The sequence below is a fragment of the Vibrio sp. 10N.247.310.17 genome (assembly GCF_041466605.1).
Lineage (GTDB): Bacteria > Pseudomonadota > Gammaproteobacteria > Enterobacterales > Vibrionaceae > Vibrio > Vibrio tasmaniensis_A.
Map to the genome: position 1 here is coordinate 1 of NZ_JBFSTC010000012.1, position 26,220 is coordinate 26,220.

The 26,220-nt window shown below is 44.2% G+C and carries 29 protein-coding genes; 18 read left to right on the forward strand and 11 right to left on the reverse strand.

Going from position 1 to position 26,220, the window contains the following annotated elements; translation table 11 throughout:
• Positions 1-136: 136 nt before the first annotated feature.
• The 5 genes from gltS to AB6D80_RS05820 form a co-directional block, all read right to left on the reverse strand.
• Positions 137-1,363, reverse strand: a complete 1,227-nt coding sequence (gene gltS / locus AB6D80_RS05800) for a sodium/glutamate symporter (protein WP_372187960.1) — start codon at positions 1,361-1,363, stop codon at positions 137-139.
• 316 nt (positions 1,364-1,679) lie between these two features.
• Positions 1,680-2,036: a YibL family ribosome-associated protein gene (locus AB6D80_RS05805; RefSeq protein ID WP_009846095.1), complete on the reverse strand. Its 357-nt coding sequence runs from the start codon at positions 2,034-2,036 to the stop codon at positions 1,680-1,682.
• Positions 2,037-2,223: 187 nt separating this feature from the next.
• On the reverse strand, positions 2,224-4,188 hold the full coding sequence (locus tag AB6D80_RS05810) for an acyltransferase family protein (protein ID WP_372187962.1): 1,965 nt from the start codon (positions 4,186-4,188) through the stop codon (positions 2,224-2,226).
• 78 nt (positions 4,189-4,266) lie between these two features.
• Complete coding sequence (locus AB6D80_RS05815) at positions 4,267-5,445, reverse strand: O-antigen ligase family protein (RefSeq protein ID WP_372187964.1); 1,179 nt, start codon at positions 5,443-5,445, stop codon at positions 4,267-4,269.
• 266 nt (positions 5,446-5,711) lie between these two features.
• A complete protein-coding gene (locus AB6D80_RS05820; RefSeq protein ID WP_017070218.1) occupies positions 5,712-6,098 on the reverse strand; it encodes a tautomerase family protein in 387 nt (128 codons plus the stop codon).
• A 310-nt stretch (positions 6,099-6,408) separates the two neighbouring features.
• Between AB6D80_RS05820 and AB6D80_RS05825 the strand changes: the two genes are divergently transcribed.
• The 16 genes from AB6D80_RS05825 (at position 6,409) to AB6D80_RS05900 (ending at position 19,121) form a co-directional block, all read left to right on the forward strand.
• Positions 6,409-7,029, forward strand: a complete 621-nt coding sequence (locus tag AB6D80_RS05825; protein ID WP_372048928.1) for an LON peptidase substrate-binding domain-containing protein — start codon at positions 6,409-6,411, stop codon at positions 7,027-7,029.
• Positions 7,030-7,139: 110 nt separating this feature from the next.
• Positions 7,140-7,787 carry a sigma-70 family RNA polymerase sigma factor gene (locus AB6D80_RS05830; RefSeq protein ID WP_009846090.1) on the forward strand — a complete coding sequence of 216 codons (648 nt, stop codon included), beginning with the start codon at positions 7,140-7,142 and terminating at the stop codon, positions 7,785-7,787.
• Positions 7,780-8,469, forward strand: coding sequence for a ChrR family anti-sigma-E factor (locus AB6D80_RS05835; RefSeq protein WP_372187966.1), 690 nt, complete (start codon positions 7,780-7,782; stop codon positions 8,467-8,469). Before AB6D80_RS05830 ends, AB6D80_RS05835 begins: the two co-directional genes overlap by 8 nt.
• Positions 8,470-8,613: 144 nt before the next feature.
• Positions 8,614-9,561, forward strand: coding sequence for a YbgA family protein (locus AB6D80_RS05840; protein WP_372187968.1), 948 nt, complete (start codon positions 8,614-8,616; stop codon positions 9,559-9,561).
• The gene (gene phrB / locus AB6D80_RS05845; protein ID WP_372187970.1) at positions 9,558-11,003 is read left to right on the forward strand and encodes a deoxyribodipyrimidine photo-lyase; all 1,446 of its coding nucleotides are present in this window, start codon (positions 9,558-9,560) and stop codon (positions 11,001-11,003) included. The genes AB6D80_RS05840 and phrB overlap by 4 nt, the downstream gene beginning before the upstream one ends.
• Before the next feature lie 14 nt (positions 11,004-11,017).
• Complete coding sequence (locus AB6D80_RS05850; protein ID WP_372187972.1) at positions 11,018-11,449, forward strand: nuclear transport factor 2 family protein; 432 nt, start codon at positions 11,018-11,020, stop codon at positions 11,447-11,449.
• Positions 11,449-12,180: an SDR family NAD(P)-dependent oxidoreductase gene (locus tag AB6D80_RS05855; protein ID WP_102434568.1), complete on the forward strand. Its 732-nt coding sequence runs from the start codon at positions 11,449-11,451 to the stop codon at positions 12,178-12,180. Before AB6D80_RS05850 ends, AB6D80_RS05855 begins: the two co-directional genes overlap by 1 nt.
• 2 nt (positions 12,181-12,182) lie before the next feature.
• Positions 12,183-13,454, forward strand: a complete 1,272-nt coding sequence (locus tag AB6D80_RS05860) for an NAD(P)/FAD-dependent oxidoreductase (protein WP_372187974.1) — start codon at positions 12,183-12,185, stop codon at positions 13,452-13,454.
• Positions 13,451-14,266, forward strand: a complete 816-nt coding sequence (locus AB6D80_RS05865) for a DUF1365 domain-containing protein (RefSeq protein WP_372187976.1) — start codon at positions 13,451-13,453, stop codon at positions 14,264-14,266. Before AB6D80_RS05860 ends, AB6D80_RS05865 begins: the two co-directional genes overlap by 4 nt.
• 100 nt (positions 14,267-14,366) lie before the next feature.
• Positions 14,367-15,647: a class I SAM-dependent methyltransferase gene (locus AB6D80_RS05870; RefSeq protein ID WP_372187978.1), complete on the forward strand. Its 1,281-nt coding sequence runs from the start codon at positions 14,367-14,369 to the stop codon at positions 15,645-15,647.
• Positions 15,625-16,146, forward strand: a complete 522-nt coding sequence (locus AB6D80_RS05875; RefSeq protein WP_372187980.1) for a DUF2878 domain-containing protein — start codon at positions 15,625-15,627, stop codon at positions 16,144-16,146. The genes AB6D80_RS05870 and AB6D80_RS05875 overlap by 23 nt, the downstream gene beginning before the upstream one ends.
• A gap of 3 nt (positions 16,147-16,149) precedes the next feature.
• Positions 16,150-16,737 (forward strand): chalcone isomerase family protein, encoded by a 588-nt coding sequence (locus tag AB6D80_RS05880; RefSeq protein ID WP_372187982.1) that lies wholly within the window; start codon positions 16,150-16,152, stop codon positions 16,735-16,737.
• Positions 16,734-17,276 carry a DUF3833 domain-containing protein gene (locus AB6D80_RS05885; RefSeq protein WP_372187983.1) on the forward strand — a complete coding sequence of 181 codons (543 nt, stop codon included), beginning with the start codon at positions 16,734-16,736 and terminating at the stop codon, positions 17,274-17,276. The genes AB6D80_RS05880 and AB6D80_RS05885 overlap by 4 nt, the downstream gene beginning before the upstream one ends.
• Positions 17,277-17,623: 347 nt before the next feature.
• Complete coding sequence (locus tag AB6D80_RS05890; protein WP_102502167.1) at positions 17,624-17,887, forward strand: DNA polymerase III subunit epsilon; 264 nt, start codon at positions 17,624-17,626, stop codon at positions 17,885-17,887.
• Between the two features lie 206 nt (positions 17,888-18,093).
• On the forward strand, positions 18,094-18,768 hold the full coding sequence (locus AB6D80_RS05895) for an SDR family NAD(P)-dependent oxidoreductase (protein ID WP_372187985.1): 675 nt from the start codon (positions 18,094-18,096) through the stop codon (positions 18,766-18,768).
• A 113-nt stretch (positions 18,769-18,881) separates the two neighbouring features.
• A complete protein-coding gene (locus tag AB6D80_RS05900) occupies positions 18,882-19,121 on the forward strand; it encodes an RNA-binding protein (protein WP_017106751.1) in 240 nt (79 codons plus the stop codon).
• 161 nt (positions 19,122-19,282) lie between these two features.
• On the opposite strand, the gene AB6D80_RS05905 is transcribed toward AB6D80_RS05900, so the two are convergent.
• The 3 genes from AB6D80_RS05905 to AB6D80_RS05915 form a co-directional block, all read right to left on the reverse strand.
• Complete coding sequence (locus AB6D80_RS05905; RefSeq protein ID WP_099165963.1) at positions 19,283-19,627, reverse strand: ribosome recycling factor family protein; 345 nt, start codon at positions 19,625-19,627, stop codon at positions 19,283-19,285.
• Positions 19,628-19,845: 218 nt separating this feature from the next.
• A complete protein-coding gene (locus AB6D80_RS05910; RefSeq protein ID WP_372187987.1) occupies positions 19,846-21,078 on the reverse strand; it encodes a MalY/PatB family protein in 1,233 nt (410 codons plus the stop codon).
• Positions 21,079-21,201: 123 nt separating this feature from the next.
• On the reverse strand, positions 21,202-22,083 hold the full coding sequence (locus AB6D80_RS05915; RefSeq protein ID WP_065111734.1) for a LysR family transcriptional regulator: 882 nt from the start codon (positions 22,081-22,083) through the stop codon (positions 21,202-21,204).
• Positions 22,084-22,268: 185 nt separating this feature from the next.
• Here AB6D80_RS05915 and AB6D80_RS05920 point away from each other — a divergent pair, with 185 nt between their 5' ends.
• Positions 22,269-23,330 (forward strand): NAD(P)/FAD-dependent oxidoreductase, encoded by a 1,062-nt coding sequence (locus AB6D80_RS05920; RefSeq protein WP_372187991.1) that lies wholly within the window; start codon positions 22,269-22,271, stop codon positions 23,328-23,330.
• 84 nt (positions 23,331-23,414) lie between these two features.
• On the opposite strand, the gene AB6D80_RS05925 is transcribed toward AB6D80_RS05920, so the two are convergent.
• The 3 genes from AB6D80_RS05925 to AB6D80_RS05935 form a co-directional block, all read right to left on the reverse strand.
• Positions 23,415-23,870 carry an OsmC family protein gene (locus AB6D80_RS05925; protein ID WP_372187993.1) on the reverse strand — a complete coding sequence of 152 codons (456 nt, stop codon included), beginning with the start codon at positions 23,868-23,870 and terminating at the stop codon, positions 23,415-23,417.
• Positions 23,871-23,926: 56 nt separating this feature from the next.
• Positions 23,927-24,319 (reverse strand): GFA family protein, encoded by a 393-nt coding sequence (locus tag AB6D80_RS05930; RefSeq protein ID WP_029222786.1) that lies wholly within the window; start codon positions 24,317-24,319, stop codon positions 23,927-23,929.
• Between the two features lie 113 nt (positions 24,320-24,432).
• On the reverse strand, positions 24,433-25,362 hold the full coding sequence (locus AB6D80_RS05935) for a LysR family transcriptional regulator (RefSeq protein ID WP_372187995.1): 930 nt from the start codon (positions 25,360-25,362) through the stop codon (positions 24,433-24,435).
• Between the two features lie 116 nt (positions 25,363-25,478).
• Between AB6D80_RS05935 and AB6D80_RS05940 the strand changes: the two genes are divergently transcribed.
• Entirely contained in the window at positions 25,479-26,162 is a 684-nt protein-coding gene (locus AB6D80_RS05940) for an SDR family oxidoreductase (RefSeq protein ID WP_017099482.1), read from the forward strand.
• The last annotated feature ends 58 nt before the right edge of the window (positions 26,163-26,220 follow it).

A 26,220-nucleotide genomic window follows, 5' to 3' on the forward strand; every position in this document is an offset into this window, starting at 1 on the left:
AGACTACTTCTTCTTGAAGATAAAAGCGGCTTTCCCCGGAAAGCCGCGATGAACCATAAAAAAGCCAGTCAACAGACTGGCTTTCTTGTGTTCATCTTAGTGCGATGAGCTCATCGCGTTTAAGCAAAATCGAACATTAACCGATAAACGAGATGTAACCTTGAAGGATAATCAGGTTAACGATATCGATAAAGAAGGCACCAACAATTGGCACCACCATGAAGGCTTGTGGCGATGGACCAAAACGGTTCACCAAAGAGCCCATGTTCATTACCGCTGTTGGTGTTGCACCTAAGCCAAAACCACAGTGACCACCTGCCATAACCGCTGCGTCGTAGTTAGAACCCATTACTTTAAACGTCACAAAGTAAGAGAAAATACCCAGTACAACCGCCTGAACCGCAAGGATAACCAAGAACGGAATCGCAAGGTCAAAGATGTTCCAAAGCTTAAGGCTCATTAGCGCCATTGCTAGGAACAGTGACAATGACATCGTACCAAGAATATCGACCGTTTCGCTGTCAGTCTTATGCAGCTTAGTCACTTCAAACACGTTAGTGATGAACACACCGATAAACAACGCGTAAACGAAGTCAGGAATCATCAACCAAGAAATTTCAAAAGTCGCCACCCACTGCTCTAGGTACTTCGCACCCGTGATACAGATAAGAAGGATGAACAACACTTCAATCACCTTCTTCGCCGTCACTTTGTCTTCTTCATACTCGTTGTAAGTAACAAGTTCAGGGAAGCGTTCATGCGTTTGCGTGCCAGTGCCGTACTCAGATTCAAGCTGGTTTTTATCAATCAGCTTTTGCGCCACTGGGCTACCGATAATACCACCGATGATCAAACCAAAGGTCGCTGAAGCCATCGCGATTTCTAGCGTATTGGCAATGCCAAACGTGTCTGCAAAAGTTTGAGACCAAGCCGCGCCTGTGCCGTGACCACCCGAAAGGGTGATAGAGCCAGCAATCAAACCCATCAAGGGTTCAAGGCCTAGTGCCGTTGCTAAGGTTACGCCTACACCGTTTTGGATAATGATGTAAACCGAAGCCACTCCTAAGAATAGGAATACCTTGGCACCACCTTTCATCAGCTGTGTGTAGTTAGCTGCAAGGCCGACCGTTGCAAAGAACATCAACATAAATGTGTTCTGCAAGGGCAAAGAAAACTCAAGATCAAGGCCGTTAAAGTGCAGGGCTGTAATAGCAAAAGCGACAATCAAGCCGCCGACAATGGGCTCTGGGATATTGTACTTTTTGAGAACAGGAAGCTTTGCATTGACGAAATGACCTAGAAACAAAACACTAATCGCGATTAGGAAGGATTCTAGTGGTCCAATTGAAATTAATTGATTCATATAACCTCTATTTTTTTACGTTCTCATCTTCCTTAACGAGTCTAGTTTTATCTGTAATTATCTGTGCTGCTCTACCTATATTTATACAAACTGGAGAGAAATTGTAGATTCGAAAAGCGAACACATTACTGCGTTCACTTGGTGCCATGTTAGTAGCACGTTAACTTTTATAGGAGATAAAAGGATTTGTGACAACAATCACCTCTAAAAAGTTGAAAACGGCGTGAGTATTCTTACCGCTGACTCTGCTTTTTTACTACCTAAAAAAGCAAAAAGGAGCTATTGCTAGCTCCTTTTTCATCACCATCACTGGCAATTAGAATTTTTTCGGTGCGTAACCAGTCATAACCTCAATGCGAAGCTCTTTACCGATCTTGGTCATTGGGTGAACAATTACTAATCCTTTAACAGACTTTTTAAGTTTACCCATATCCGCTTGTTCAGCCTTAGTAATCTCACGCTTAAATGGCATATCAACCAGAGACTTACGCTCTTGGTTTACATCGTAGCTTTCTTTATGTTTCAGCTGAGCGATTTTCTTGGTTAGCTTCTTAATTTCATCTTCAAATTGACGAACAACAGGACGATCATTACGAGTTTTAGCAGCCGCTAACTTGTTGCGACACTTGTCTAGACGGTTGTTAATTTGTTGAAGTTCGTTTTTAACACTCATAATAATTTCCTAAGATTTAACAAGCCAATTCGGATTGGGGCGCGGAGTATAGCACAAGGGTTCACTTGAACCGAAATTTATCTTAAACATCGCTACCTAAACGAATCATTTAAGACCAACACAATAGCTCCAAACACAGAAACGCCCTTATTCTTTCATGTGAACAATAAGGGCGAATGAGCATTTCCTACGGAGCTGATTGACCCCATATTTTTTCGCGAAATTGAGGAATAAGTTGGCTAGCACCAAATTCATTCAGGTGGTCGTCATCAACGTATGTTGGGTGATTGTTGATATCTCCTCGGCACTGCTGATCATCACAAAATATCGGTTCAGGGTCTATAAGAGTAACTCGACAGTTTTTGCTGATTTTTTCATAAGATTTCGTAATCAATGCGGTTCTTTGTCGGTACTCTTCAAGAGGAATAGAAACCGAAATATCAGATTGTTCTAAAATCGAATACTTATACATAGTTTTGGGTACATCTTTCTTCAGTTCAGGGACTGGCTTGACCAAATAAACAGGGTTAGATTGACTAAGCTCGCACATAGTCTTTTCAAAACTGGATAAGATAGAGTTTAGGTACTCCTCCGATCTGGTCTGAAACCTTTTATCTCCTGCGATTAAACTGATCTTTTCGTTCTCACTTTGCCATCCATCTTCATTCGAACCATATAGATAGCCACCCATTCTGTTAATGACAACAACAGGAACGTTAGGGTAATTAGTTTTAGCTTTAATTAACGATGCTGAGACAAAATCCCCACACTCTTCTGATAACTCACCACTTGAGAGCACTCTTTTGATACCTGAAATCGTCGGACATGCGCTTCTCGTCCAGTCGATGACCGATGTATCGTTAGGTGCTGACGCTTCAACACTTCTCACTATCGATGCGCCATGACTATCGCCTAAGACAATCGCGGATACTGGCCCAGAGCCATACTGACATTCGGGAGACGGTCCAAATTCGACATGGCACTCTCCGCTTCGTGGATTCCGATCATAGACACTTTTTGCAATGACCAGTTGTGTTTTGTCTAGGCGCCAAAGTAGCCCTTCACTTTCATAAATGACCTGTCCGATCAAGGCAACCGAGATAGCAAGAACTACGGGATAATAAGCCACAAAAAAGCTAGCGCCTTTCCGCGTTTTTTTAGGTCGGTAACTTTCAATGAACTTAAATGAGAGGAGCCCCATCAATACCGAGATAATGATTCCGATTATATTGTAGGTAGCGGTGTTGCTCGTGAAATTCTTAACAAAAACATTAATGGGCCAATGCCAAAGGTAAATAGAGTAAGACCACAATCCAATGCCTTGAATGAGGCGCGATTTATGAAAGGTAAAATTGAGGTCTAAATTCAAAAGCAAAATTATCGCGGTAGCAATAACAGGAATAAGCGTCACATGACTCGGCCAAAGTGTGCTGCTGTCTATCAGGAAAGGGGAAATAAACAATGAAGCAATAGCAACTAACAGCAATAACTGAACATTAGATTTTTTGAATTCAATGGGCTCTCTTTTCAAAGCAACTACCGAACCTGCGAGCAGTTCCCATGCACGAGACGGTAATGTGTAATAAGAAGCTGAGCTCCCCAAATACGCATAGTTATAAGCTAGACTTCCTATCAGAGTTGTTCCAATAGCAACGGCCGCACCTTTAGCTCCGAATAACTTGTAGGTCGCCATTAAAACAAGAGGATATAATACATAGAATTGCCATTCTACGGATAAAGACCAAGTGTGAAGCAACCACTTGCTTTGCGCGGCCACATCAAAGTATCCCGACTCTTTTAAATAGGTATGGTTAGAAACAAACCCGACACTGGTGAGAATATGCTTACCTAGTTTTCTTAACGCCCAAGGGTCTAGGTAAATAATGCCAACGAGTAACACAACAAGGCACATGACCGCTAAAGCAGGAATAATGCGTTTTGCTCTCGCTAAGTAAAAGCCCTTTAATGAGATGGTATTAGTTTCCAAACTCGACATGATAATTTTTGTCATCAGGAAACCTGAAATGACAAAAAACACATCCACACCTAAAAAGCCGCCAGTGATAAAACCCGGAAAAAAATGGAAAATGACGACGATTGAGACAGCTAATGCACGTAATGCATTGATGTCATACCTGAAATTTTTATTCATTATTTGTTCGTTATAACCTTAAATCAATAAACGCACTAAAACTACCCACAATGAAATTAGCGTAATACGCTAGTTTCATTACGCTTCTTTTCTCACTTGCAGTTTTAGTAGTACTCCAATAAACACAAAGTACATGACAGCTAAATCACCATTCCTGAAAGGTGAATCGAATAGACACATCAAAGAAAAATAAACGACCGGTAACAATACAATGGGCGATAGCTTGTAGCTTGAATTAAACAAAGGGTACATCAAGCTAAGCATAAGAAGGGCAATGCCTACCAAACCGGATGAAGCCGCTTTATCAATATAGTTGTTATGAAGATGCGCATTAACGATAAATCTCTTACCCGAATTTGTTGGCGTGAATGAGAGTTTATCTAATTGCGCTTCTTTATCACCTCCAATGCCGAGCAAGGGGCTATCCACAAAGAAATCGAACCCTGCTTGATACATTTGTAATCTTAAGCCTATGGAAGTATCCATGTTGCCTTGCGATATCTCATGGTACTCATGCAAGCTATAGTCAATACGTTTACTTACCACTTCATATTTCGACATCAAAAACACAGAGAAAATGACAATGACACTAACAGCAAACAGCGTCTTGTGCTGACGATGTTGTATCATCATTTTGAATAGAACAACTAAAGCAATACTAATTACGGCTAATAGAGGCCCTCTTGACCCCACCAAAAACATGGATAGAAAACCTATAAATGCCAAGATAGCCATTGTCTTGAGCCTTTTCCCTTCATACGAAACACACCCAAGTGCGAGCAATAAAATGACAGAGAAGCCTTGAATTGAAGCTATAACAAGAGCATTAGACGGCAAGCTCCCCCGATCCCCAGAGAGAAAAAAGATATAGTAAGCAACAAGGACGGTTGTACTGACAACAGAAGTGAAACATAAGTTCTGTATACCTGCTAACTTAACAAAGCCATTTCGATAAAAAAGGAAAAATACCAGAGCAATCAACGTTGCCCTCAATTCTTGACTACTGAAACCATGCAACTCGTAAGATATAGTGGAAAAAATAGAGAGCAAGAGCAGTATCCACACCCAGCCATCTTCAAACCAGTCATGCTTCTCCTTGTTTTTTCGGTACAAAAGAGCACAACAGGCCGCAATCAATAAAGTGATACCCGCAAGAGGCTTACTCCCCTGACCTAACCATACCTGAACGGTAACAATCCAAAACAAAGGCAGTGTAATGAGTATCTTTTGAATTAAATTCGTGTTGATTCTAACCATAACTAATCTAAAAATGCTGAGAAGAGTTGCACTCTAAAACAAACTTGCCACTGTCGCAAACGAACTGTAGTGACATACAGCGGAAAACAAAGAAACTCGTCTCTTTAGGGCATTGTCCATGAATGATTTACCTATAATTCATATGTCCAAACTCAGCCCATCTAACGGCTTTGGCATCAAACTCCAAAACCACGACTAGATAGGTTAGCTTAAGTCTTCTGTCTTACGTATTAGGAGTTAGGAGTTAGGAGTTAGGAGCTTAAACCCTAGACCTTTACTTTATACTTAAGATCTTGGGCTTCATCGCCAGTCATGCCTCGAAAGCCCCAGCAATGCGATGGCTGTTCCTTGATGGTGATCTCGATATCAATGGGAGAGATGGCCAGCTGCTTTTCTATTTCAGAAAATATCTTCTTAATCAGGCGCTTTTTGGTGTTCACCGCTCGCCCTTCCATCATATTAATTTCTATGACGGTATAAGCTTCTGTTCGCCCTTCGGGATAAAAGAAATCATCTCTTTCTAATGGTACAAACCGATGCGCTCGTTTGTCATCAGGTAACCCCATCTCACTGTTCAAACATTGTTGTAAGACATTAGAAAGCTGTAACTTAATCGGATTTAAGCACTCTTTGATACCATAAATAACGATCATGACCATTCCTTTGATGTGATGTCAGGTAAAGAAGAACTAAGAGATAAACAACGTAAGATAAGCGTGTCACTTGTTATCTACCCATTGACTAATTCTTAACCCATATTACCTAATGCCGTAAGTTAAAAAAGGTTAAACCGATTAAATTGCGAATAAACGCGACAAAAAACCATGTCTCCCTCTCTCTAACTTCCTGTTCAATACATCACCCCACATTGATCGAACTTCAACGAGCACGCGTATACATCTCTGAATTACGTACGAATCAAATCCGTACAGACTCAATCATGTATGAACTAAGGAGTGCTATGTGCCGAATTCAGCTGAGAAGATCACACGGATAGAAACCGAATCAGAAACACCCGTAGAGACTTCTCAAGAGCTTGCGGTGTTTCCTCTCCCGTTATTCATTTTGCCAAGGGGCAGACAAAGACTGCGTATTTTCGAGCCCAAGTATTTGAAAATGGTCGCTCATGCTGCGCAAGGAGACGGCTTCATCATTGCGACTCAGGACGACACCAGCTCCGAACGTCTGAGTTCTTGGGGGACAAAAGTGTCTATTGTCGATTTCAATATGTCCGATGATCAAATCTTGGAAATCGATGTTGAAGGCGAACAGTTGGTCCAGCTTCACTCGTCCTTCCGCGACACAGATGATTTAATAAAAAGTGATTTCCGCCCGTTGCCTCACTGGCCGCAACACAGCTATAAGGTGCCGAACGTGGTGACTGCATTTCTTGTCGAGTTGTTTCGAGAACACGATTCAATCAGAGCACTTTACCCCACTCCTGACTTTGAAAGTCCTCAATGGATCTGTGCTCGACTCCTCGAAATGATGCCTATCCCATTGGAAAAGAAAACCAAATTCACAGAACCCGCTAGTTTTCCGTCTTTAGTTCCCTTTTTGAATCAAATCATTACAGGGCAATAAGCACTTTTATTCACTATAATTTTGTATAGTAGAAATTAATTTAAAATAAAGTGATCCCTACTCTCACTCTCCACGTAGTGTCTATCAAATTCGCATGATGGTTGATTACTATGCAAGTGGAAAGCAGAAGAACAGGGAACGGCAAGGAGCATGTCATTATCCCCGACAACAAACTACCTACCGAAAGTAAGGTACCTACAGAGCTCTCAAGCTGGCTGATTTTGGTTGGTTCAGACAGAGATAAGCAGGCATTTACTTGCTTGTTTAAATTCTTTGCTCCCAAAATCAAGCGTTTTGGCATCAGTAAGTTGGGCGGTGAAGCCGCTGCCAACGAGCTAGTCCAAGACACGATGACCAACGTTTGGAAGAAAGCGCATCTCTACAACGAAGAGAAAGGCGCAGCAACCACTTGGGTTTATACCGTTATGCGGAACGCCGCCTTTGATATGTTAAGAAAGGTAAAAGCGAAAGCAGAGCAAACCATCGCTGACGACATTTGGCCAATTGACGCCATGGTAGCCGAATCACAAAGTGATCAGCTTCAGTTTGGCGATCATCTAATGAGCCGTCATGTAATGACTCAAATCGAAAAGTTGCCTCTCGCTCAAAAAACCATTGTGAAAGGTGTCTACTTCCAAGAGTTATCGCAAGAGCAGCTCGCCCAACAACTCGATGTCCCGCTTGGAACTGTTAAATCACGTCTAAGACTCGCACTCGCCAAACTAAAAGTTCACATGGGGGAACAAGACCATGATTAAACATCACCCAAATGCGGCAATCTTGAAAGATTTTGTCGATGGCAATCTAGCGGATTCGGTTTCTCTGATTGTTTCTAGCCATGTAGAGCTTTGTGAACACTGTCAAAAACAAGTAAGCATGATGACGGCGCAAGCCGCTGACTCAGTCTTTGAAAGCGATACAGCAGGGCTAAAACTGTCTGACAGCGAAATGGATGCGTTCCTATCTGACGATGGGGAGTTCGATTTTGATGCTATTGACCAGATCACAGCTGATTTGTCTCAGGCTGTCGAAGTCGTTGTTGAAGCGCAACAAGAGACTGTATCTAACACAACATTCACGATTCCTCGCGCACTCAATTCAGTCGCAAGAAAAGACTGGTTGAACTTGGGCAAGATTTCTCGCGCACGTCTCGATTTTGATGACGAATCACACCACACCAGCTTGCTGCATATAGATAAGGATGGACAGGTGCCTTGTCACACTCACAAAGGCTTCGAGATCACGCTTCTTTTAGAAGGCAGCTTCGAAGACGAAATGGGTGTCTACAACAAAGGCGATTTCATCTGGTTAGATGGAGAACACACCCACCAACCTGCGACTAAAGAAGGCTGTGTGTGTTTAACCGTTTCAAGTGATGCCTTGTATTTCACTAAAGGGGTGAGCCAATTGTTCAACCCACTGGGTAAATACATTTATTAGTTTTAAAAGATTTATCGGGTACGTCACAAGACTCATAGAGTTGGCTAGTAAGAGAAGTAAAAACCGAACTAAAGTAATGTTTAATAAGCAACAAAACACACAATATAAGAATAACAAAGAGCAATGATCGTAAGGAATTGACCAATGGATAAAAAAATAAAAATAGGCATTAGTGCATGTGTCGCCGGTCATAAAGTTCGGTTCGATACTGGCCATAAGCGTTCTCGTTTTTGCACAGACGATCTTGCAGACTACGTAGAGCTTGAGCCAGTTTGTCCAGAGATGGGGGTTGGACTTCCAACGCCTCGTCCTACAATCCGTCAAACAAGAATGTTAGACGACATTATTCACGTTTCTCGACCTGATGGTTCTGGCGATGTCACCGATGAACTGATTGAGTTTGGGCAAAACTATTCAAAGAATAACCAACACATCGCAGGGTTTATTGTGTGTCAGAAAAGTCCAACCTGTGGCATGGAGCGAGTAAAGGTTTATCACCACCACGGGCGTGGTTCTGAGTCGACAGGCGTTGGCTTGTTTACTCAGCAAGTAATGCAAGGCAACCCTCTACTTCCAGTAGAAGAGAATGGTCGCCTCAACGATCCAATTCTGCGTGAAAACTTTATGACACGTGTTTTCACTTACCAAAAGTGGCTCGATCTTGTTGATGAAGGTGTCACCAAACACAAACTGATTCAATTCCACAGCGCTCACAAATACCTAGTGATGTGCCACCACATTGAAGGCTACAAGAGCCTAGGCAAACTTTTAGCGAGTAACGATCTTGAAATCGATGAGTTGGCAAAACAATATATTGAAGGCTTGATGACGGCATTATCTCACCACGCGAACCGTGGTAGCCACGCCAATACTCTGCATCATTTGCAAGGTTACTTTAAGAAACAATTGAGTAGCGCGCACAAGCAAGAGCTTACCAATCAGATTTCTTCATTCAGAGAAGGGCTAGTTCCTCTGTTAGTTCCACTAACACTGATTAACCACTACTTGATGGAATATCCAAACGAGTACCTTGAATCACAGGTTTACCTAAACCCGCACCCACAAGAGCTTAAGCTGAGATACGGATATTGAGCGACATTCTATGGATAAGACGAGACCTGCGGATTCAAGATAACCCTGCGCTCGTCGCGGCAGTTGAAAACGGTGTGACGACCGCCGTTTTCATTTCAACGCCCCAGCAATGGCAGCAACACCACCTTGCGCCAATCAAAGCCGATTTAATCTATCGTCACCTGCAGCAACTTGAATCCCAACTCGCTGAATTTGGGATCGATCTTCTGCACCTCAAAGCCACAGACTTTAACGATCAAGCCATTCAACTCATCAACTTGTGCAAACAGCTTGATGCGACGTGTGTTTACGCCAATTCTGAGCCTGAATTAGACGAGCAGTTACGTGACAAACGCTTAATCGCTAGCGGCATCAAGCTCAAAATAACCGACTGCGATACGATTCTGCCATTAGGTAGCGTGCTGAATAAACAAGGTGAGATGTTCAAGGTTTTCACACCTTTCAAAAACGCATGGTTAAAAGAAGTGCAAGCGAAAGGCATCATTTGCAGCCACGCTCCAGTGCATTCAACAGGATCAGCGCAAACGGGTTCATCTGAAACGGATTCGCTTCAGAATCCATCACAGCTGAAACAATCGTTAAGTGGTTTTTCTGGCGAGTACGATTTCGACTTTCCGCGTGTTGATTCAAGCCGTTGGCCACTAAGCCAAAACGTCCTTGAGAATGTGATTCCCAATTTTTTAGCCAATAAAGTTAATGACTATTCTCGCCTTAGAGATATTCCATCAGTAAAGGGGACGTCGGGCTTATCTCCTTACTTGGCTATTGGTGCAGTCAGCCCTCGTTGGTTAGCGATTCAATTGATTCAACAACAGCCTGACTTGTTATTTGATACTCAGTTGCCAGCCTTTTCTTGGCTTAATGAATTGATTTGGCGAGATTTTTATAAGCATTTGATGTTCCACCATCCTAAACTGGTTAAAGGTGCGAACTTTCAGCAGAAATACAACGGCTTAGATTGGTATCACGACAACCCTAGTTTTAAAGCTTGGTGTGAGGGTAAGACAGGCTACCCATTAGTTGATGCAGCGATGCGTCAATTGGTTGAGACAGGCTGGATGCACAACAGGCTAAGAATGGTGGTGGCAAGCTTCCTAACCAAACACCTGCTGATTGACTGGCGCTGGGGCGAACGCTTCTTTATGTCTCACCTTATCGATGGTGATTTCAGCGCCAATAATGGCGGTTGGCAATGGGCTTCAAGTACTGGCTGTGATGCTCAACCCTACTTTCGAATTTTCAATCCGATCACCCAGAGCGAAAAGTTTGATCCGAAAGGAATTTTTATTCGTAAGTACATTCCAGAGCTGCAAAATATTCCTGACAAGCATGTGCATTTTCCACATGATTACATTGCAAAAAACGGAATTAACAGCGAATACTGGCAACCCATCGTTGAACACAAAGAAGCACGATTGAGAGCCTTAGCCTTTTTCAAATAATTAGAGTGAATATTATGGATAACTCTCTATGGCTTGATAACTTTCTCAACATGTATCGAGACCTCGGAACAGACAATTTCGACGTGCTAAAGACGGTTTATCACCCTGATATCGAATTCCAAGACCCACTGCATCATGTCAGTGGGATTGTCGCATTAACGCATTACTTCGAGAACCTCTACACACAAGTCACTAGCTGTTACTTCCACATCGAACACACCTTTGAAGTGAAAGATGAAGCATCCGTTTATTGGACAATGCAATTCGCTCACAAACAACTCAATGGGCAAAAGCCGATCGAAGTTCAAGGGCACAGCCATATCAAAATGTTGGACAACCAAGTGGTTTATCATCGCGATTATCTGGATGTGGGTTCTATGCTGTACGAGCACATCCCAGTATTAGGTTGCGCGATCAAATCCATCAAAAAAAGAGCGAGCCGATAATGCGTATTATGATCACAGGCGCGACCTCAGGTATCGGCCAATCACTCGCTATAGATTATGCTCAACAAGGGCATCAGGTGATTGCTTGCGGCCGTAATCAAGACAAACTGCAAGCTTTAGTTGATTCTCACGAGACAGATTTATCGCACTCGTCAATTGACCCACTCTGTTTTGATTTGACCGATTACCACAATTTCCCAGAACTTGACCAAGATAAGCCGCTCGACCTACTGATCTTGAACGCGGGTGATTGTGAGTACATCGACGATCCTGTCAATTTTGATGCCGAGCTTTTCGAGCGCGTCATCAACATCAACCTAATTTCAATTGGCTACGCCCTTAAAGCTTGGCTAAAAAACATCAAGCCCGGCGGCCGCTTGGTTTTGGTAAGTTCAAGCGCGAGCTTTCTACCATTGCCAAGAGCCGAAGCTTATGGCGCTTCAAAGGCTGCTCTCACCTACTTAGGTCGAACGCTCTCAGTTGATCTCGCCGAGCACAACATTCATGTCTCAATTGTGCACCCAGGCTTTGTTGAAACACCATTAACCGAGCGAAACTCCTTCGCTATGCCTATGATTATTAGTAGCGAGGCAGCCACTCAACGAATCGTAAATGGTATTGCTCAAGGAAAGAGCGAGATCGATTTCCCAAGACGATTCATATTGATAATGAAATTACTAAGAATGCTACCGACTCCAGTTTGGCAAAAACTCGCTTCAAGGATGGTATAACAATGAAAAAAATCGCCATTATAGGTTCAGGTATCTCTGGACTGACTTGCGCACATGTATTAGATAAGCACCACGACGTTACGGTATTCGAGAAAAATGACTACGTCGGCGGGCACACTGCTACGGTTGATATAGAACACCGAGGCAAGGCGTTTTCAATTGATACTGGCTTCATCGTTTTCAACGACAGAACCTACCTAAACTTCAACCAACTGCTTGAGCAACTCGGTGTCGAAAGGCAACCGACCGAAATGAGCTTCAGCGTACACAACACCACAACTAAATTCGAATACAACGGCCACAGCATCAATTCGTTATTCGCTCAGAGGAGTAATATTTTCAAACCTCAGTTCTGGTCACTAGTGTCTGACATCCTCAAGTTCAATAAGCTGTGTAAAGCCCAGTTCGAAAGCAACCAATTCACGCCAGATGTTACCCTTGGCAACTTCCTGCGCGAGAATCAATTTTCCGACTTTTTCAGTCAGCACTACATCTTGCCGATGGGTGCCGCTATTTGGTCGACAAGCTTGGAAGAGATGGAAGAATTCGAACTCAAGTTCTTTATCCAGTTCTTCTACAATCACGGCTTACTAGACATTGCCAATCGCCCTCAATGGTATGTAATTCCTAAAGGTTCGCGTTCTTACGTCGAGATCATCCTTTCATGCTTGAATAAACCGGTCGCGTTAAACACCTCGATTAAGCAAGTCATTCGCCAACAGTCAGGGGTTACCATTGAATTCGAAGATGGCAGCACACAAGACTTCGACGAGGTAATATTTGCGTGTCACTCAGATCAAGCCCTGCGTTTGCTGGGCGACGCGACAGAGCAAGAACAACAAGTGTTAGGGGAGATCCCTTATAGCCGAAATGAGGTGGTTCTGCACACGGATACCAACCTGTTGCCCGACCGTAAACTGGCGTGGGCAAGCTGGAACTACATGCTTGATGGCAACAGCCAAAGACCTGCTTGTGTCACTTACAACATGAATATCCTGCAAGGTATTGAAAGCCAAGATACCTTCTGCGTAACCCTAAATCAGAGTGACGCGATAGCGCCTGAGAAAATCATTCGCAGCTTTGTTTATCATCACCCGGTACTTAACTCGAACACGGTAGAAGCCCAGCATAAGCGCGAGCAGATCTGCGGCAAAAACAACACCCACTTTGCAGGCGCTTATTGGTACAACGGATTCCATGAAGACGGTGTTCACAGTGCACTCGATGTGACTAAGCGCTTCGGCCTAGATTTGAGCACGAGTTCAGTACGATGAACACTCACACCATCACATCCGACATGGGGATCGCATCCGAAAAGAGTGAAGAGCTCAGCGGCATTTACTGGGGCAACGTACGCCACCGCCGCTTTGGCGATATTACTCATGAATTTAGCTACCAGTTGTACATGATGGGATTAGATCTCGATGAAATCCCTCAAACAACCACTCGCAGTCGCTTATTCGGTACTCAATGGTACAACCCGATTCGCTTTGTCGAATCGGATTATCTCGCTGAAAAAAAAGAAAATATCACGACTGATGAACCTAAATCACTTAAGCAACGTATAGCATCCAAAGTACAACAACTTGGTGGTGTTTGGTCTGTATCAAACCGTGTGACGATGCTGGCTCAGTGCCGTTGTTTAGGGATTTATTTCAGCCCAATCAACTGTTTTTTCTGTTACGACGAGACTGGTGATTGTCGCTACATGTTAGCCGAAGTGAGTAACACGCCTTGGCGAGAAAGACACTATTATCTCATCGACATGCACAAAGAGTTGAAAGTAAAAAAAGAGTTTCACGTTTCGCCGTTCATGGATTTAGACATGAATTATTTGTGGAAAATAAAACCACCAACGAAACGGACGTTAGTACACATCGAGAGTCATCGTAGCGACAAGATTTTTGATGCCACACTAGCACTCTCAAAGCAGTCGGTAACAAAAGCAAACATTAGGAAAACGGTACTGAGGATCCCAGCAATGACAATCAAGGTTGTAATGGGTATCTATTTTCAGGCTCTCAAATTATTTCTGAAAAAAGTACCGTTTGTGGCGCATCCAGACTCAGCGTCTAAAACGCCATAAAGACACCTAAATTGAAGGCTTGGGTTGGCCTAACGAGACCAGCAGTTCTAACCCTCTGCCAGTAAAACTAAATTTAAAACAATTTCTCAGCGAGGTTTCCATGGAACAGCTTGCAAAACAAAACAACAACGTAGAACAACAAGCTAAAGCCGTTGCTGTTTCAAGCAACTGCAAATATCGAGCTCTGATTTTCAAGGTTCTAGAACGTCTGCAATTCGCAAAACTCGAAGTAATAGAACGAGACAAGCATTCAGTGTTCGGAGACAGAGAAGCGACCTTAAGCGCTCAAATTGTTATCCATGATGCGAGCTTTTATCGAGATGTTGTGATGAGCGGCAGTATTGGTGCATCTGAGGCCTACATTGACGGAAAATGGACCAGCCCAGATCTTACCAAAGTGATACAAATCATGGCTCGAAATCAAGCACAGCTAGACGAACTTGATGACAAGACGCAATGGATTTCACGAATCAAAAATTTACTGCTACGCCGTAAGAACGCCAACACAGAGCAAGGCTCTAAACGTAATATTCTCGCCCACTACGACATTGGTAACGAGCTATATGAGCGCTTCCTAGACAGTTCAATGCAATACTCTTCTGCTATCTACAGCGAAGATGCGTTAACCCTGTCGAAAGCACAACAGAACAAAATGAAAACCATCTGTGAGCGTTTAGAACTGTCTGAATCAGATAACGTGGTTGAGATAGGCACAGGTTGGGGCGGCTTAGCCATCTTTATGGCGCAGCACTACGGTTGTCATGTCACCACAACCACAATATCAGATGCCCAACACGCACTTGCAGAACAGAGAGTCAAAGCACTTGGTTTAACCGACAAAATCACCCTGCTTAAAGAGGATTATCGCAACCTTACAGGAGAGTATGACAAGTTGGTCTCTATCGAGATGATAGAAGCGGTCGGCCATGAATATCTACAAACCTTCTTTGAAAAATGTTCGTCGCTACTTAAGCCCTCAGGCAAGATGCTGATTCAAGCAATTACGATTGCTGACAGCCGTTACGATAAATACCGTAAGGGCGTCGACTTTATTCAGAAGTACATATTCCCCGGCGGTTGTTTACCTTCGGTTGCCGTGATGACTCAACATCTTGCGACCAGCACCGACCTTGTCGTCCAAGAAATTGATGACATTGGCCTTCACTACGCTCGAACGCTTAACGACTGGAACGCTGCCTTTGAAAACAGCTGGGAAGAACTCGAATCATTAGGCTATTCAGAAGAGTTTAAACGCCTTTGGGTCTTCTACTTCTGTTACTGCGAAGGGGCATTCCTAGAGCGCGTGATCAGCACTCATCACCTTGTCGCAAGAAAACCTCGTTACTTTGGAGCAAAAGATGAAACGGTTTTGGATTATTAATCTCGTACTGTTTCAAGCGACCTGGGTTTGCAGTGCCTTCTTTACCGCGCAAGCCCCGTTCGTGGCGCCACTGATTGTGGCCGTTCACTTCCTTCTCTCCCCTACCCGCAGTAGCGATCTGAAAATACTCATTTTATTACCATTGGGGCTGTTGCTTGATAGCCTCTTACTTCACTTCGGCGTGTTTGCCGTCGACTCTGAAATTGCTAATCAATCGTGGTTCCCAGTGTGGCTCGTTTGCCTGTGGATCATGTTTTTAATCAGTTTTAACCACAGCCTAAATTGGCTTTTAAAATGCTCGAAAGTGATCTTGTTTGTCATAGGGTTCGTAGCAGGTACTAGTAGTTATTGGGGAGGCATCAAAGCAGGCGCCCTTCTTACTACTTGGCCAGACGCATCGGTGTTAGCTGCCCTTGCAATAAGTTGGGGGATTTTGTTGCCCTTACTGGTGGCCGCTTACTCCAACTTAATAAAACCCAAAATGGCAACAACGAGGTGACTTATGGCTTTTCCACGCAACCCTACGCAAGCGTTCAAATCTGAGAGCCATGTTAGTCGCGTTCGCACTCAAGCAAGCGTGCAATCAAGAAATCGATTATTTAGCTTAGCCACCCTAATCCTCATTTGCGCAGCACTCCTATTTATCGGGAATGCCAAAGCTTCTGCTGTCGATGATTTAAATAAGCGCGGTCAGGGAGAAATGAGTTACTTGTTTTGGACTTTGTATTCTGCAGAGTTCTACACCACTCCTTCTAACTCTGAGCGCGCCTTGAAACTTGAGTACTACCGAGCAATTGACAGCGAAGACCTTGTAGACGCAACCAAAGACCAATGGAGCAAACTTGGTTACTCCAACAACAATATCCAACGTTGGTTGAAGACTTTGTACGCAATGTGGCCTAACGTAGAAGCAGGAAGCACACTCACTATCCGCGTAACCGAAGACAACGTGAGTCGTTTTTACTTCGATGAACAGCCTATCGGTACCATCCAAGACAAGCAGTTTGGTGACGCTTTCTTAGCAATTTGGTTATCTGAAAACACATCTGAGCCCGGTCTACGCAAACAACTATTAGGTTTGAACAAATGAAACCAAAAACAACAATAATAAAATTTGCTTTGGCACTGTTTTCACTCACTTGGCTAGCGGGTTGTGGCTCTGCAAGTTTAGAAAACCACGTAGACACTACGCCAGAGCTCAAGCTTGAAACCTTTTTCAATGGCGAGCTAATGGCATACGGCATGGTACTCGACCGCTCTGGCAACCTACTACGCCGTTTTGACGCCAAGCTTGTCGCGACTTGGGACGGTGACAAAGGAGAAATCAAAGAGTGGTTCTCTTTTGCTGATGGCGAGCGATCAACCCGCGTTTGGAACCTGATAAAAACCGGCGAGAACACCTATTCAGGCACCGCTAATGATGTGATTGGCACGGCATATGGAGAGACCCAAGGTTCAGCGCTTTATTGGAAATATGATTTAGAAATCGAAGTAGACGGTAGCACCTATGAAGTGGTGCTTGATGATTGGATGTTCTTGATGGACGACAAACGCTTGTTCAACAAAACCGAGATGTCTAAGTTCGGCTTTAAAGTCGGTGAAGTGATTTTGTATATCGAGAAACTTTAAAAAACGTCGTTTCTGATTCTCAGATCCATCAGCGATAACCTCGACCCCAAAAGACAATCTCAGTCCGCCATATAATCTCAGTCCGCCATATAATCTCAGCCCGCAAACAATCTCTGCCCACAATGTAATCTCAACCCACAACAGAAAATTGTGGGTTGTTCTGTTTAATCCCTCGAATAGCATACCTGTATGCTCAAGCCTTTGTGCTAAGATGCGCCACCAGCATACAAATGGGCTAAACTCAGTTGAGCGAACGTGATACACAGTTCCACCAATTATGAGCACTTCCCCATTGGTTTCGCTAAGCGTAGATTCCCTACCATGAACAATTGAAAAGGCTTTAAAGCATGAGCAAGTTGACCTCAGCGGAGCGTAAAGCTCGCGACAATGAACGTTTCTCACAACGTGTAAACGACCGCAGAGAAAAAGGCGAAGACGTAGTTGCTTACGCACTGACCAACAAGAAAGCTGTAAAATTCCTGACTAAGTCGGAAAAGAAACGCTTCAATGAAGCAAAAGTCATTCGCCAAGAAGAACAGCGAGTGAAAGATCAAGAAGAGCTTAACCGAATCGAAGACGCGTTCACGACCAAACAGTTCGACGACGAGTAATCTGATTTTCAAAAGCGCTGGCCCTATGCCGGCGTTTTTACTTTTTAGTGCTCCTTCTTTTTTCCTTCCTGGCTTACATCACTTTCTCAAACCTCAATTCTATCGAGCAATCTTAGTCATGAGCCTCAGCATCTTGGTCTTAGATCTCAGAAAACACGCTTTCAAAGCCTTACTATCTCGATTCCATTCAACAATTCCGAGTCCCCATGATTTTAATCACCGGATCAAGCAGCGGTTTAGGCGCAGCTTTAACTAAGCAATATGCGAACGCATCAAACAGCCGTCAGCGCTTAATGATCACTGGCCGCAGCTCACAACGTTTAGCTGAATTAGCGAAAAGCCTGCCAGCAGATACCGTTAGCCAAACCTGTGATCTATGTGACCCGAACTCCGTGAGCGAACTGCTTGATGCATTGCCAGAAACACCAAAACTGGTGGTTCACAGCGCTGGCAGTGGATACTTCGGTAAGATAGAACAGCAAGATCCAGCGGCGATCAGTGACATGCTAAAAAACAATATCGAGTCCTCGATATTTCTGATTCGCGAGCTTGTTCAGCGTTACAAAGATCAACCCGTCACCATTGCAGTCGTGATGTCGACCGCGGCTCAAGGCGCTAAAGCAGAAGAGTCCACCTACTGCGCAGCAAAATGGGCAGTAAAAGGCTTTATCGAATCGGTAAGGTTGGAGCTCAAAGGTCACCCGATGAAAATCGTTGCGGTTTATCCCGGCGGAATGGCGACAGAGTTTTGGGGAACCAGCGGCAAAGCAATGGATACTTCAAACTTTATGACAGCTCAAGAAGCCGCTCAAATGCTGCAACAGGCGTTAACCAGCACTGAGCATGGATATGTATCAGATATCACGATAAACCGCGGTTAACGGCTAATGAGAGCATCGAACAGGTAAACAGAGCTATTCGAGCTAATTATTTGTGAGGGTGAGCATGAAAGTGTGCGACAATGCTCGGCGTAAATTCATATTCAAGGTTTATTATGAAACTTCTAGTTCGTAACCTATCGCGCTCTACTGCTGAGCAAGACATCCGTGTTCTATTTTCTGAGTTCGGCTCAGTAAAAGAGTGCAGCCTAGTTTTAGACCAAGAAACTGGCGAATCTAAAGGCTTTGCATTTGTTGAAATGCCAGAGCACGAAGAAGCAAAAGCGGCACTAAACAAGCTGAACATGTCAAAGCTTGGCAGCAACACGATTCGTGTAAAAGTCGCTAACTCTTAATCGAGTAAACGCTTTATAAGCCACATGGCTTAGCTTAAGCAGCACAAGCACAGATGATAAAGCCCGTAACGATATTGCGCTGAAAAACGTAATATCGTTACGGGCTTTTTGCTGCTCGCGATTCTCTTTTCACAACCAACCTATTCACTTATCGTTTGCGCTTACAACCCTTCATGCTCATCAATAGCACGCCTTGCTTCTGCCATTGAACATCCTGATTCCATCACTAACTGCGCGACCGTCATCGAGGGCGTAGCGGCTAACAACGATGCCAAACACACCACAGGCTTAGGTAGTACTTTGTCTATTGCAGTTGCTATCCAATCGTCTTTTTCATGAGTTAACATGGTTTTAAATTCAATGAGTTGATGATCTTGAGCCACCAACAACCAGTTGCGTGAACGTCGCACTCGCTTCAACTGGCATCCACACTCAGTCGCATTCGCCATCACTTGGCTTTTATCACTCACACGATGTACAAAACTATTCAGTGGGACACTAAACATAACTCTCTGCCAACCAACCTATACCAATCATTCAAGCGCTCTCTAACTACCACTCAGCAACTCAAAATGCTCTATCAATAACTCAATAAAATCATGCTTAGAATTACACAGACACAAAAAAACCGCCAGTGATGCGCTAAACAGCCTCGCAGTTTTTCGTTCTTTAGAGCCTAATGATCAGCATCAGCGGCTAAGCATTTTCAATTCAACATGGATAATCAGCAGCAGCTTTTTGAATCGCCTTTATCGCAGCAGTTTGAACTATCCTGACTTCCTCGCTCAAAACCCTCAATCACACCAGCCAACGCAGTAAATGATTGCTCAATATTGTCACGCGAAGTGGCGATGTTCATTCGCATAAAATGATAACTCTCAGCGCCAAACCAACCGCCCGGCGTTAATCCCATTTTAGCCTGCTCAAACACCACGTTTTTTAGCTCTTCTTCCGAAAAACCCAACTCAGAAAAATCAAACCACACTTGGTAAGTGCCTTGCGGTTGGAAGACTTTTAACTGAGGAATTCGCTGCGCTGCAAATTCGGAAATCCACTTAACTGTGTCTTGCAGATACGCCAACATACCATCTAACCACTCTTCACCCTTTTCGAAGGCCGCCACGGTTGCAAACGTGCTGAACGCGTTGCCATGGTAAAGGTACATCGCCGCTACATTGGCTTTGAACGCTTCAAATAGCTCATCATTATTGGTATAGACATAACCATTCGAGATGCTGTGCATGCCGAAGGTTTTCGCCGGAGAGCCAATCAAGGTGATGACCTTGTCGTAATCAAAGCTGGTTAAACTCGTAAAAGCGTGACCTTCAAAGATAATGTCGGAATGGATTTCATCGCTGATGATCAGCACATCGTGGCGCTTGGCGATCTCGATGACTTGTTCAATTTCTTGCTGCGTCCACACACGACCCGTTGGGTTGTGAGGATTACAGAAAATCATCGTTTTTACTTTGTGTTCGATTATCTGCTGTTCCATACCATCGAAATCAATGCGGTAACCTTGCTCATCATTAATCAGTGGGCTGTTCACCACCTGACGATTAGCCTTGTTCACCAAGTTAGAAAACTGGTGATACGCTGGCGTATGGATAAGCACGCCATCACCTTCATTGGTGAATTGACGCAGTAACAATGCAATACCAGAAAGCACACCCGGCACCTGAACGAACTTGTCCGCAGAAAGGTCTAAACCATGACGCTTTGAATACCATTGCGACAGCGCTTCAAACACTGCTTGCTCATGAAATTCGTAAGAGTACACACCGCGCTCAATCAGACGATTCAGCTCTTGAGTGATCGGCTCTGCTACCTGAAAATCCATATCAGCCACCCAATATGGGAAGACATCAGTGGTGTTGTAGATACCTTGTAGCATCTGCGGTTTACTTTTAATAAACGCATTTTCGCCGTAGTTAGATGCACTGTTAAAGCTGGTCATATAGATTTCCCAAAGTTTACATTCGATAATTTGTAATCAAATCGATCACACTCATATCAGTAAGACGTTTTCTTTTTTGAAAAAGACGAAAAAGGCACAAAAAAACGTCATTAAAAACACGATTTATATCTTAAAGTGAGTGGGCGTTTGCTGATCGCCCCTAAGAATCTCTATAAAGGCTCTGATTTTCTTCAAGTTATACATATCGCGGTGCACCAAAGCCCAAACAGGCATCGGCCAAACCAAACTGGAAGAAACTGAGATCAAATCCTCATCTCTCTCCACAAATTCCCTAGGCATAACCGCAATACCACACCCCGACTCCAAAGCTCGTGCGGCAACCTGAACACTCGAACACAGAAATACAACCTGCGTTTCTGGCACCGTGTCGTAGATCCATTCATTCCACAGCAGGTGTTGTGGCCTCTCTTTCATGGCGATAAAACGATGCTGCTGCCAATCACTGTTTTGCGGCAATCCATACTGCTCGATATAGCTTTTGTGCGCGCACAACACCATCTCCACACTGGCGATTGGGAACACGATATTGTCTGGCGTCGTAGGTTTATCGCCACTACGAATCGCAATATCCGCCTCACCATATTCAAGGTTAAACTTCCTCAAATCACCAATAAAATCAACACGCATATTGGGGTAACAACGCTGATATTGTTGGATAACGGGCATCAGCATACTTGCCATGTCGTTTATTGCAGTAACGGTTAACGTGCCAGAAAGTGCCTGTTCTTTACTTTTGATTTGTGCGCCCAATTGCGAGAAGTGATTCTCTGTCACCTCACCTAAGCGCATGATCTCTAGCCCGGCTTCGGTCGGTAAATAACCTTTGTCATTTCGTTGGAACAACAACACACCAAGCTCAGCTTCGAGAGTGTCGATATGCCTCATCACGGTTGAACGGTGCACGCCCATTTCTTGAGCGGTAGCACTCAGTGTTTGGTGTTGAGCCAGCTTGTAGGCCGTTCTTATCTCATTCCACTTATCCATTTTCTCGCCTTTTCATTTAGCTGCCTCTCGATGTTGCACGTTGCAAAAATGCACATCTCCGTTTTATTTTCGCTCATTTATTACAAATATGAAACGAACTAAGCTATTTCCCCATAGATAAGTGGCTTCTGTGGTCGACAAACGGCCTGCCGCAAAAAAGACAAAGTATGAATAAAGGGCAAAATATGAAAAAGGTAGACGTACTCATTATTGGTGGTGGTTTCGCAGGCGTAGCAGCCGCGCAAGAACTTGAGAAAAAAGGCGTGAGCACGTTATTGGTTGATAAAAAAGACTACTTTGAAGTGACCTACGCAACTCTTCGTAATGTTGCTGCACCAACGGTGACCAAAGACGATGCGAGAAAGCCCTACCAATCTTTCTTGAAAGGCGCTTTTCTTCAAAGTGGTGTCAGCGAATTAACACGTAACCAAGCCACATTGGATAACGGAAGTACCATTGACTTCAAGATGGCGATCATTGCTTCAGGTACTCGCTACCCGAGCATGCCAATCGCTAAATCGAGCTCTGCGTTCAACCTAACCGATCGCAACAACGAACTATTACAGCACAATCAAAACATCCAAAATGCAGAGAACATATTAATTATTGGTGGCGGGGTCGTGGGAGTGGAACTGGCAGGAGAAATCGCACACGCCTTCCCTAGCAAAAAATTGGTTCTCGCACATAGAGGTGAAGCATTGCTTGATGGCTTCAAGAGCAAAACCAGAAGAGTCGCATTTCAGCAGTTAACAGCACTAGGTGTCGAAGTAGAATTTAACACGGGTTACCAAAACATCTCGGGAAGCTATATCGACCAACGAAGCGGTAAAACGGCGACCGCAGACATCGTATTCGAGGCGGTTGGCACCTTACCCAATAGCGAGTTCCTGCAAGCTCAGTTGCCACACGTGTTAAATAACAAAGGCTTCATCAAGGTGAATAGCCAGCTAGAGGTGTCAGGAGAAGACAACCTATACGCACTCGGTGATGTCGCCGATGTTGGCGAAGCTAAGCTGGGTTATCTTGCTCAGCAACAAGGGGAGTACCTCGCTCGCCTGATCAGCAACAAGCTAAAGAGCAAATCGACAAAAGGTTACAAGCGAAATCCATTAATGGCACTGATTCCAACAGGGCCAAAAAGCGGCGTTGCCGAGATGCCTTTTGCTGTTACAACTTTTAAACCCTTGCTCAATATGAAGCAAAAAGATTTGTTCATTAATAAAGTTTACAGTGCCTTTGAAAGCTAAGCGCGTACTGCCAATTGGTTTTGACAGCGTTACGCATGCTTTATGACGCTACTTATGATGGGGTAGCATTGCTTAGGCTTTAGCCTATACCACAATTTCTGTTTTTACCGAGTTGGCGATAAAGCAGTTTTTGTGCGCCAAATGATGCAGTTTGTCGAGTTGTTTGGCAGTCGGTATCTTAGAACCTGAGAACACAATGTCAGGTCGCAGAGTCACCTTAGTGACCGATGAGCGGCCTGATTCATCTTCCTCAAGCACACCAACAGCATCATCCACATAAGAGTCGATCACATACTTCTGCTTTGCAGCAATGCCCAAAAACGTCAGCATATGGCAGCTAGACAGTGCCGCAATAAAGGCTTCTTCAGGATCAACGTTGGCCTCAACTGAAAACGGCAGTGGCACAACATGAGGTGACGACGAGGCAGGCACAGTGACACCGCCATCGAACTCCCACATATGCCCTCGGCTGTATTGGTTATCACTAAAGGCTTCATCGTCACCACGAGCCCAACGAATCACCGCACTATATTCAGACATAATCCCTTCCTCTATCCATTAGTTATCAAATAATTGGTTCTCAAACGACGAGTTATTTAGCGATCAGCAGGGTGATTGACACCATCATTAGTCACCACATCACCAATATCAAAAGGGTTCACCCCTTCCAAACAACCGATGTTAAATCCATATTCATTGGGGTTTGAACGGCGTTGATGATGGGTATAGATACCGCAGTTTGAACAGAAGTAATGTTTCGCGGTGTTGGTATTGAATTGATAAAGCTTAAGATGCTCAGCGCCTTTCAAAATCTTAATACCATCCAGCGCAACAGACCCCACAATCGCCCCTCTACGACGACAGATAGAGCAATCACAACGGCGCGGCTTTTCTATTCCGTTAGGTAAGCTGAGCTCTAATTCGACCGCACCGCAGTGGCAGGTTGCCTTATGAAAAGGTTGGATAACCGTGTTACCGACTACTTTCATTTCTCTCTCCAATCACGTCCTTGTATTGCACGCATCATAACCAGTTCAATGAACTCTGTCCTTAAGCTGACGTTGAGTTAGAGAGCTCTGTCATGCGAGGATTCACGGCTAATCTAACTAGAATTTTTAACCAAATCGCCAAACCGCTCAAACAGAAAATCCAAAAACAGCCGAATACGTTTCGGCTGATATTTCTTGCTGATATACACCACATTCAAGTCGGCACTCGATACTGACGTCGAGGTGTTGAAGTTCTTCATGTAGCCATTAAGTAGCGTCACAAGGCGTTGGTTATTGATGTCATCTTGCACATCGAGTACCGACTTCAACGCAATCCCTTCTCCTTGCAATGCCCAGTACCGAATCACTTCGCCATCGTCTGAAAATCGCTTCGGCACAACCGTCACCGACTTCTTCATATCATTGTCTTGGAAGTGCCATGTCTTGAGCTCTTCATTGCTACGCAGCATAGCCAAACAGTCGTGCTGGACCAAATCTTGTGGTGTTAACGGCGTTCCATGCTTGGCAAGATATTCTGGTGAAGCACACAGCACTCGTCGGCTTGGTGATAAGCGTCTTGAGATCAAGCTACTGTCGACCAATTCCCCATAACGGATCACGATGTCCATGCCTGATTCAGCGATATTCGATAGGTGATCGTTCAAATACAGGTAGGGAATAACGTCTGGATACTGCTGACAAAATTCCGACAAAATAGGAAGGATGTACTGCTTTCCGATGTCTTTAGGTACTGCAATCTTTAGTGGGCCTTTAACCTCTTTGACGCCATTTTGAATCAGGTTTTCAGCCTCGCTAACGTTATCCAATATCTCCAGACACGCCTTGTGATACAGCTCCCCAGAGTCAGTTAAAGACACATGTCTTGTGCTTCGGTTCAGCAGCTTCACACCATAACGCTCTTCCAACGCCTGAAGCCTTGCTGTCATGGTCGCAGGAGACAGCCCTAACTCTCGCCCCGCCGCTGCTAACCCGTGATGCTTAACAATGCTCACGAACATCGCCATATCTGAAAACTTGTCCATTCACCTCTCCTACCATTCAGTTAATCCGAATAATTATTTTATATTTTAGCCAATTATCAAATTTAGTCGAATAAATATAATGACAACCATCAGCAGAACACGCAGGAATTCAGAACATGAACAACGAACTTACAAACCAAGAAAAGCACACATTCGTCATCATTGGTGGAACATCAGGTATCGGCAAAGCATTAGCAATGCAATTGAGAAACGAAAACAACACGATACATATTGCCAGCCGACACACAGGCGTTGATATCACCGATGAGAAATCGGTTTGTGAATACTTCGAATCGATCGGTGCATTTGATCACTTGGTGATAACCGCGGGGTCATACGCTCCCGCAGGAAAAGTGACAGACGTTGCTATCGCAGACGCAAAAGCAGCATTTGATACCAAATTTTGGGGCAGCCTGAACGTAGCCAAGCACGCCGCGCGTTACATGAAACCCAACGGTTCTATCACTCTCACGACGGGTATGTTGTCACGCAAAGTGGTAGCTGGCACTTACGTAAAAACCGCCATCAACGCTGCACTTGAAAGCGTAACTAAGGTGCTTGCCAAAGAGCTATCACCGATTCGAGTCAACGCCGTCAGCCCCGGCCTTACCATGACTGAAGCCTACAAAAATATGGATGACTCAGCTCGTTCAACTATGTACGACAACGCGAAAAACAGCCTACCAGCAGGCAAAGTCGGAGAGGCAAAAGATATCGCAATGGGCTATCTATTCGCGATTAACAACCCATACGTAACGGGGTCAATCATCGACATCGATGGCGGTGCTCTACTCGGCTAACACTCCGCAAAGAAGCAAAGAAGCAAAGAACAATCGTTAGGGCGTGTATGTAAACGTC

What these genes read in the sequence shown, in the direction of transcription:
- AB6D80_RS05840 (WP_372187968.1), top strand. Translation starts at nt 8,614, where the DNA reads ATGGATAAAAAAATAAAAATAGGCATTAGTGCATGTGTCGCCGGTCAT.
- AB6D80_RS05835 (WP_372187966.1), top strand. Translation starts at nt 7,780, where the DNA reads ATGATTAAACATCACCCAAATGCGGCAATCTTGAAAGATTTTGTCGAT.
- AB6D80_RS05920 (WP_372187991.1), top strand. Translation starts at nt 22,269, where the DNA reads ATGAAAAAGGTAGACGTACTCATTATTGGTGGTGGTTTCGCAGGCGTA.
- AB6D80_RS05870 (WP_372187978.1), top strand. Translation starts at nt 14,367, where the DNA reads ATGGAACAGCTTGCAAAACAAAACAACAACGTAGAACAACAAGCTAAA.
- AB6D80_RS05875 (WP_372187980.1), top strand. Translation starts at nt 15,625, where the DNA reads ATGAAACGGTTTTGGATTATTAATCTCGTACTGTTTCAAGCGACCTGG.
- AB6D80_RS05940 (WP_017099482.1), top strand. Translation starts at nt 25,479, where the DNA reads ATGAACAACGAACTTACAAACCAAGAAAAGCACACATTCGTCATCATT.
- AB6D80_RS05820 (WP_017070218.1), bottom strand. Translation starts at nt 6,098, where the DNA reads ATGATCGTTATTTATGGTATCAAAGAGTGCTTAAATCCGATTAAGTTA.
- AB6D80_RS05890 (WP_102502167.1), top strand. Translation starts at nt 17,624, where the DNA reads ATGAGCAAGTTGACCTCAGCGGAGCGTAAAGCTCGCGACAATGAACGT.
- AB6D80_RS05885 (WP_372187983.1), top strand. Translation starts at nt 16,734, where the DNA reads ATGAAACCAAAAACAACAATAATAAAATTTGCTTTGGCACTGTTTTCA.
- AB6D80_RS05815 (WP_372187964.1), bottom strand. Translation starts at nt 5,445, where the DNA reads ATGGTTAGAATCAACACGAATTTAATTCAAAAGATACTCATTACACTG.
- AB6D80_RS05855 (WP_102434568.1), top strand. Translation starts at nt 11,449, where the DNA reads ATGCGTATTATGATCACAGGCGCGACCTCAGGTATCGGCCAATCACTC.
- AB6D80_RS05905 (WP_099165963.1), bottom strand. Translation starts at nt 19,627, where the DNA reads ATGTTTAGTGTCCCACTGAATAGTTTTGTACATCGTGTGAGTGATAAA.
- AB6D80_RS05900 (WP_017106751.1), top strand. Translation starts at nt 18,882, where the DNA reads ATGAAACTTCTAGTTCGTAACCTATCGCGCTCTACTGCTGAGCAAGAC.
- AB6D80_RS05850 (WP_372187972.1), top strand. Translation starts at nt 11,018, where the DNA reads ATGGATAACTCTCTATGGCTTGATAACTTTCTCAACATGTATCGAGAC.
- gltS (WP_372187960.1), bottom strand. Translation starts at nt 1,363, where the DNA reads ATGAATCAATTAATTTCAATTGGACCACTAGAATCCTTCCTAATCGCG.
- AB6D80_RS05930 (WP_029222786.1), bottom strand. Translation starts at nt 24,319, where the DNA reads ATGAAAGTAGTCGGTAACACGGTTATCCAACCTTTTCATAAGGCAACC.
- AB6D80_RS05925 (WP_372187993.1), bottom strand. Translation starts at nt 23,870, where the DNA reads ATGTCTGAATATAGTGCGGTGATTCGTTGGGCTCGTGGTGACGATGAA.
- AB6D80_RS05880 (WP_372187982.1), top strand. Translation starts at nt 16,150, where the DNA reads ATGGCTTTTCCACGCAACCCTACGCAAGCGTTCAAATCTGAGAGCCAT.
- AB6D80_RS05805 (WP_009846095.1), bottom strand. Translation starts at nt 2,036, where the DNA reads ATGAGTGTTAAAAACGAACTTCAACAAATTAACAACCGTCTAGACAAG.
- AB6D80_RS05895 (WP_372187985.1), top strand. Translation starts at nt 18,094, where the DNA reads ATGATTTTAATCACCGGATCAAGCAGCGGTTTAGGCGCAGCTTTAACT.
- AB6D80_RS05810 (WP_372187962.1), bottom strand. Translation starts at nt 4,188, where the DNA reads ATGAATAAAAATTTCAGGTATGACATCAATGCATTACGTGCATTAGCT.
- AB6D80_RS05865 (WP_372187976.1), top strand. Translation starts at nt 13,451, where the DNA reads ATGAACACTCACACCATCACATCCGACATGGGGATCGCATCCGAAAAG.
- AB6D80_RS05830 (WP_009846090.1), top strand. Translation starts at nt 7,140, where the DNA reads ATGCAAGTGGAAAGCAGAAGAACAGGGAACGGCAAGGAGCATGTCATT.
- AB6D80_RS05860 (WP_372187974.1), top strand. Translation starts at nt 12,183, where the DNA reads ATGAAAAAAATCGCCATTATAGGTTCAGGTATCTCTGGACTGACTTGC.
- AB6D80_RS05935 (WP_372187995.1), bottom strand. Translation starts at nt 25,362, where the DNA reads ATGGACAAGTTTTCAGATATGGCGATGTTCGTGAGCATTGTTAAGCAT.
- AB6D80_RS05910 (WP_372187987.1), bottom strand. Translation starts at nt 21,078, where the DNA reads ATGACCAGCTTTAACAGTGCATCTAACTACGGCGAAAATGCGTTTATT.
- AB6D80_RS05915 (WP_065111734.1), bottom strand. Translation starts at nt 22,083, where the DNA reads ATGGATAAGTGGAATGAGATAAGAACGGCCTACAAGCTGGCTCAACAC.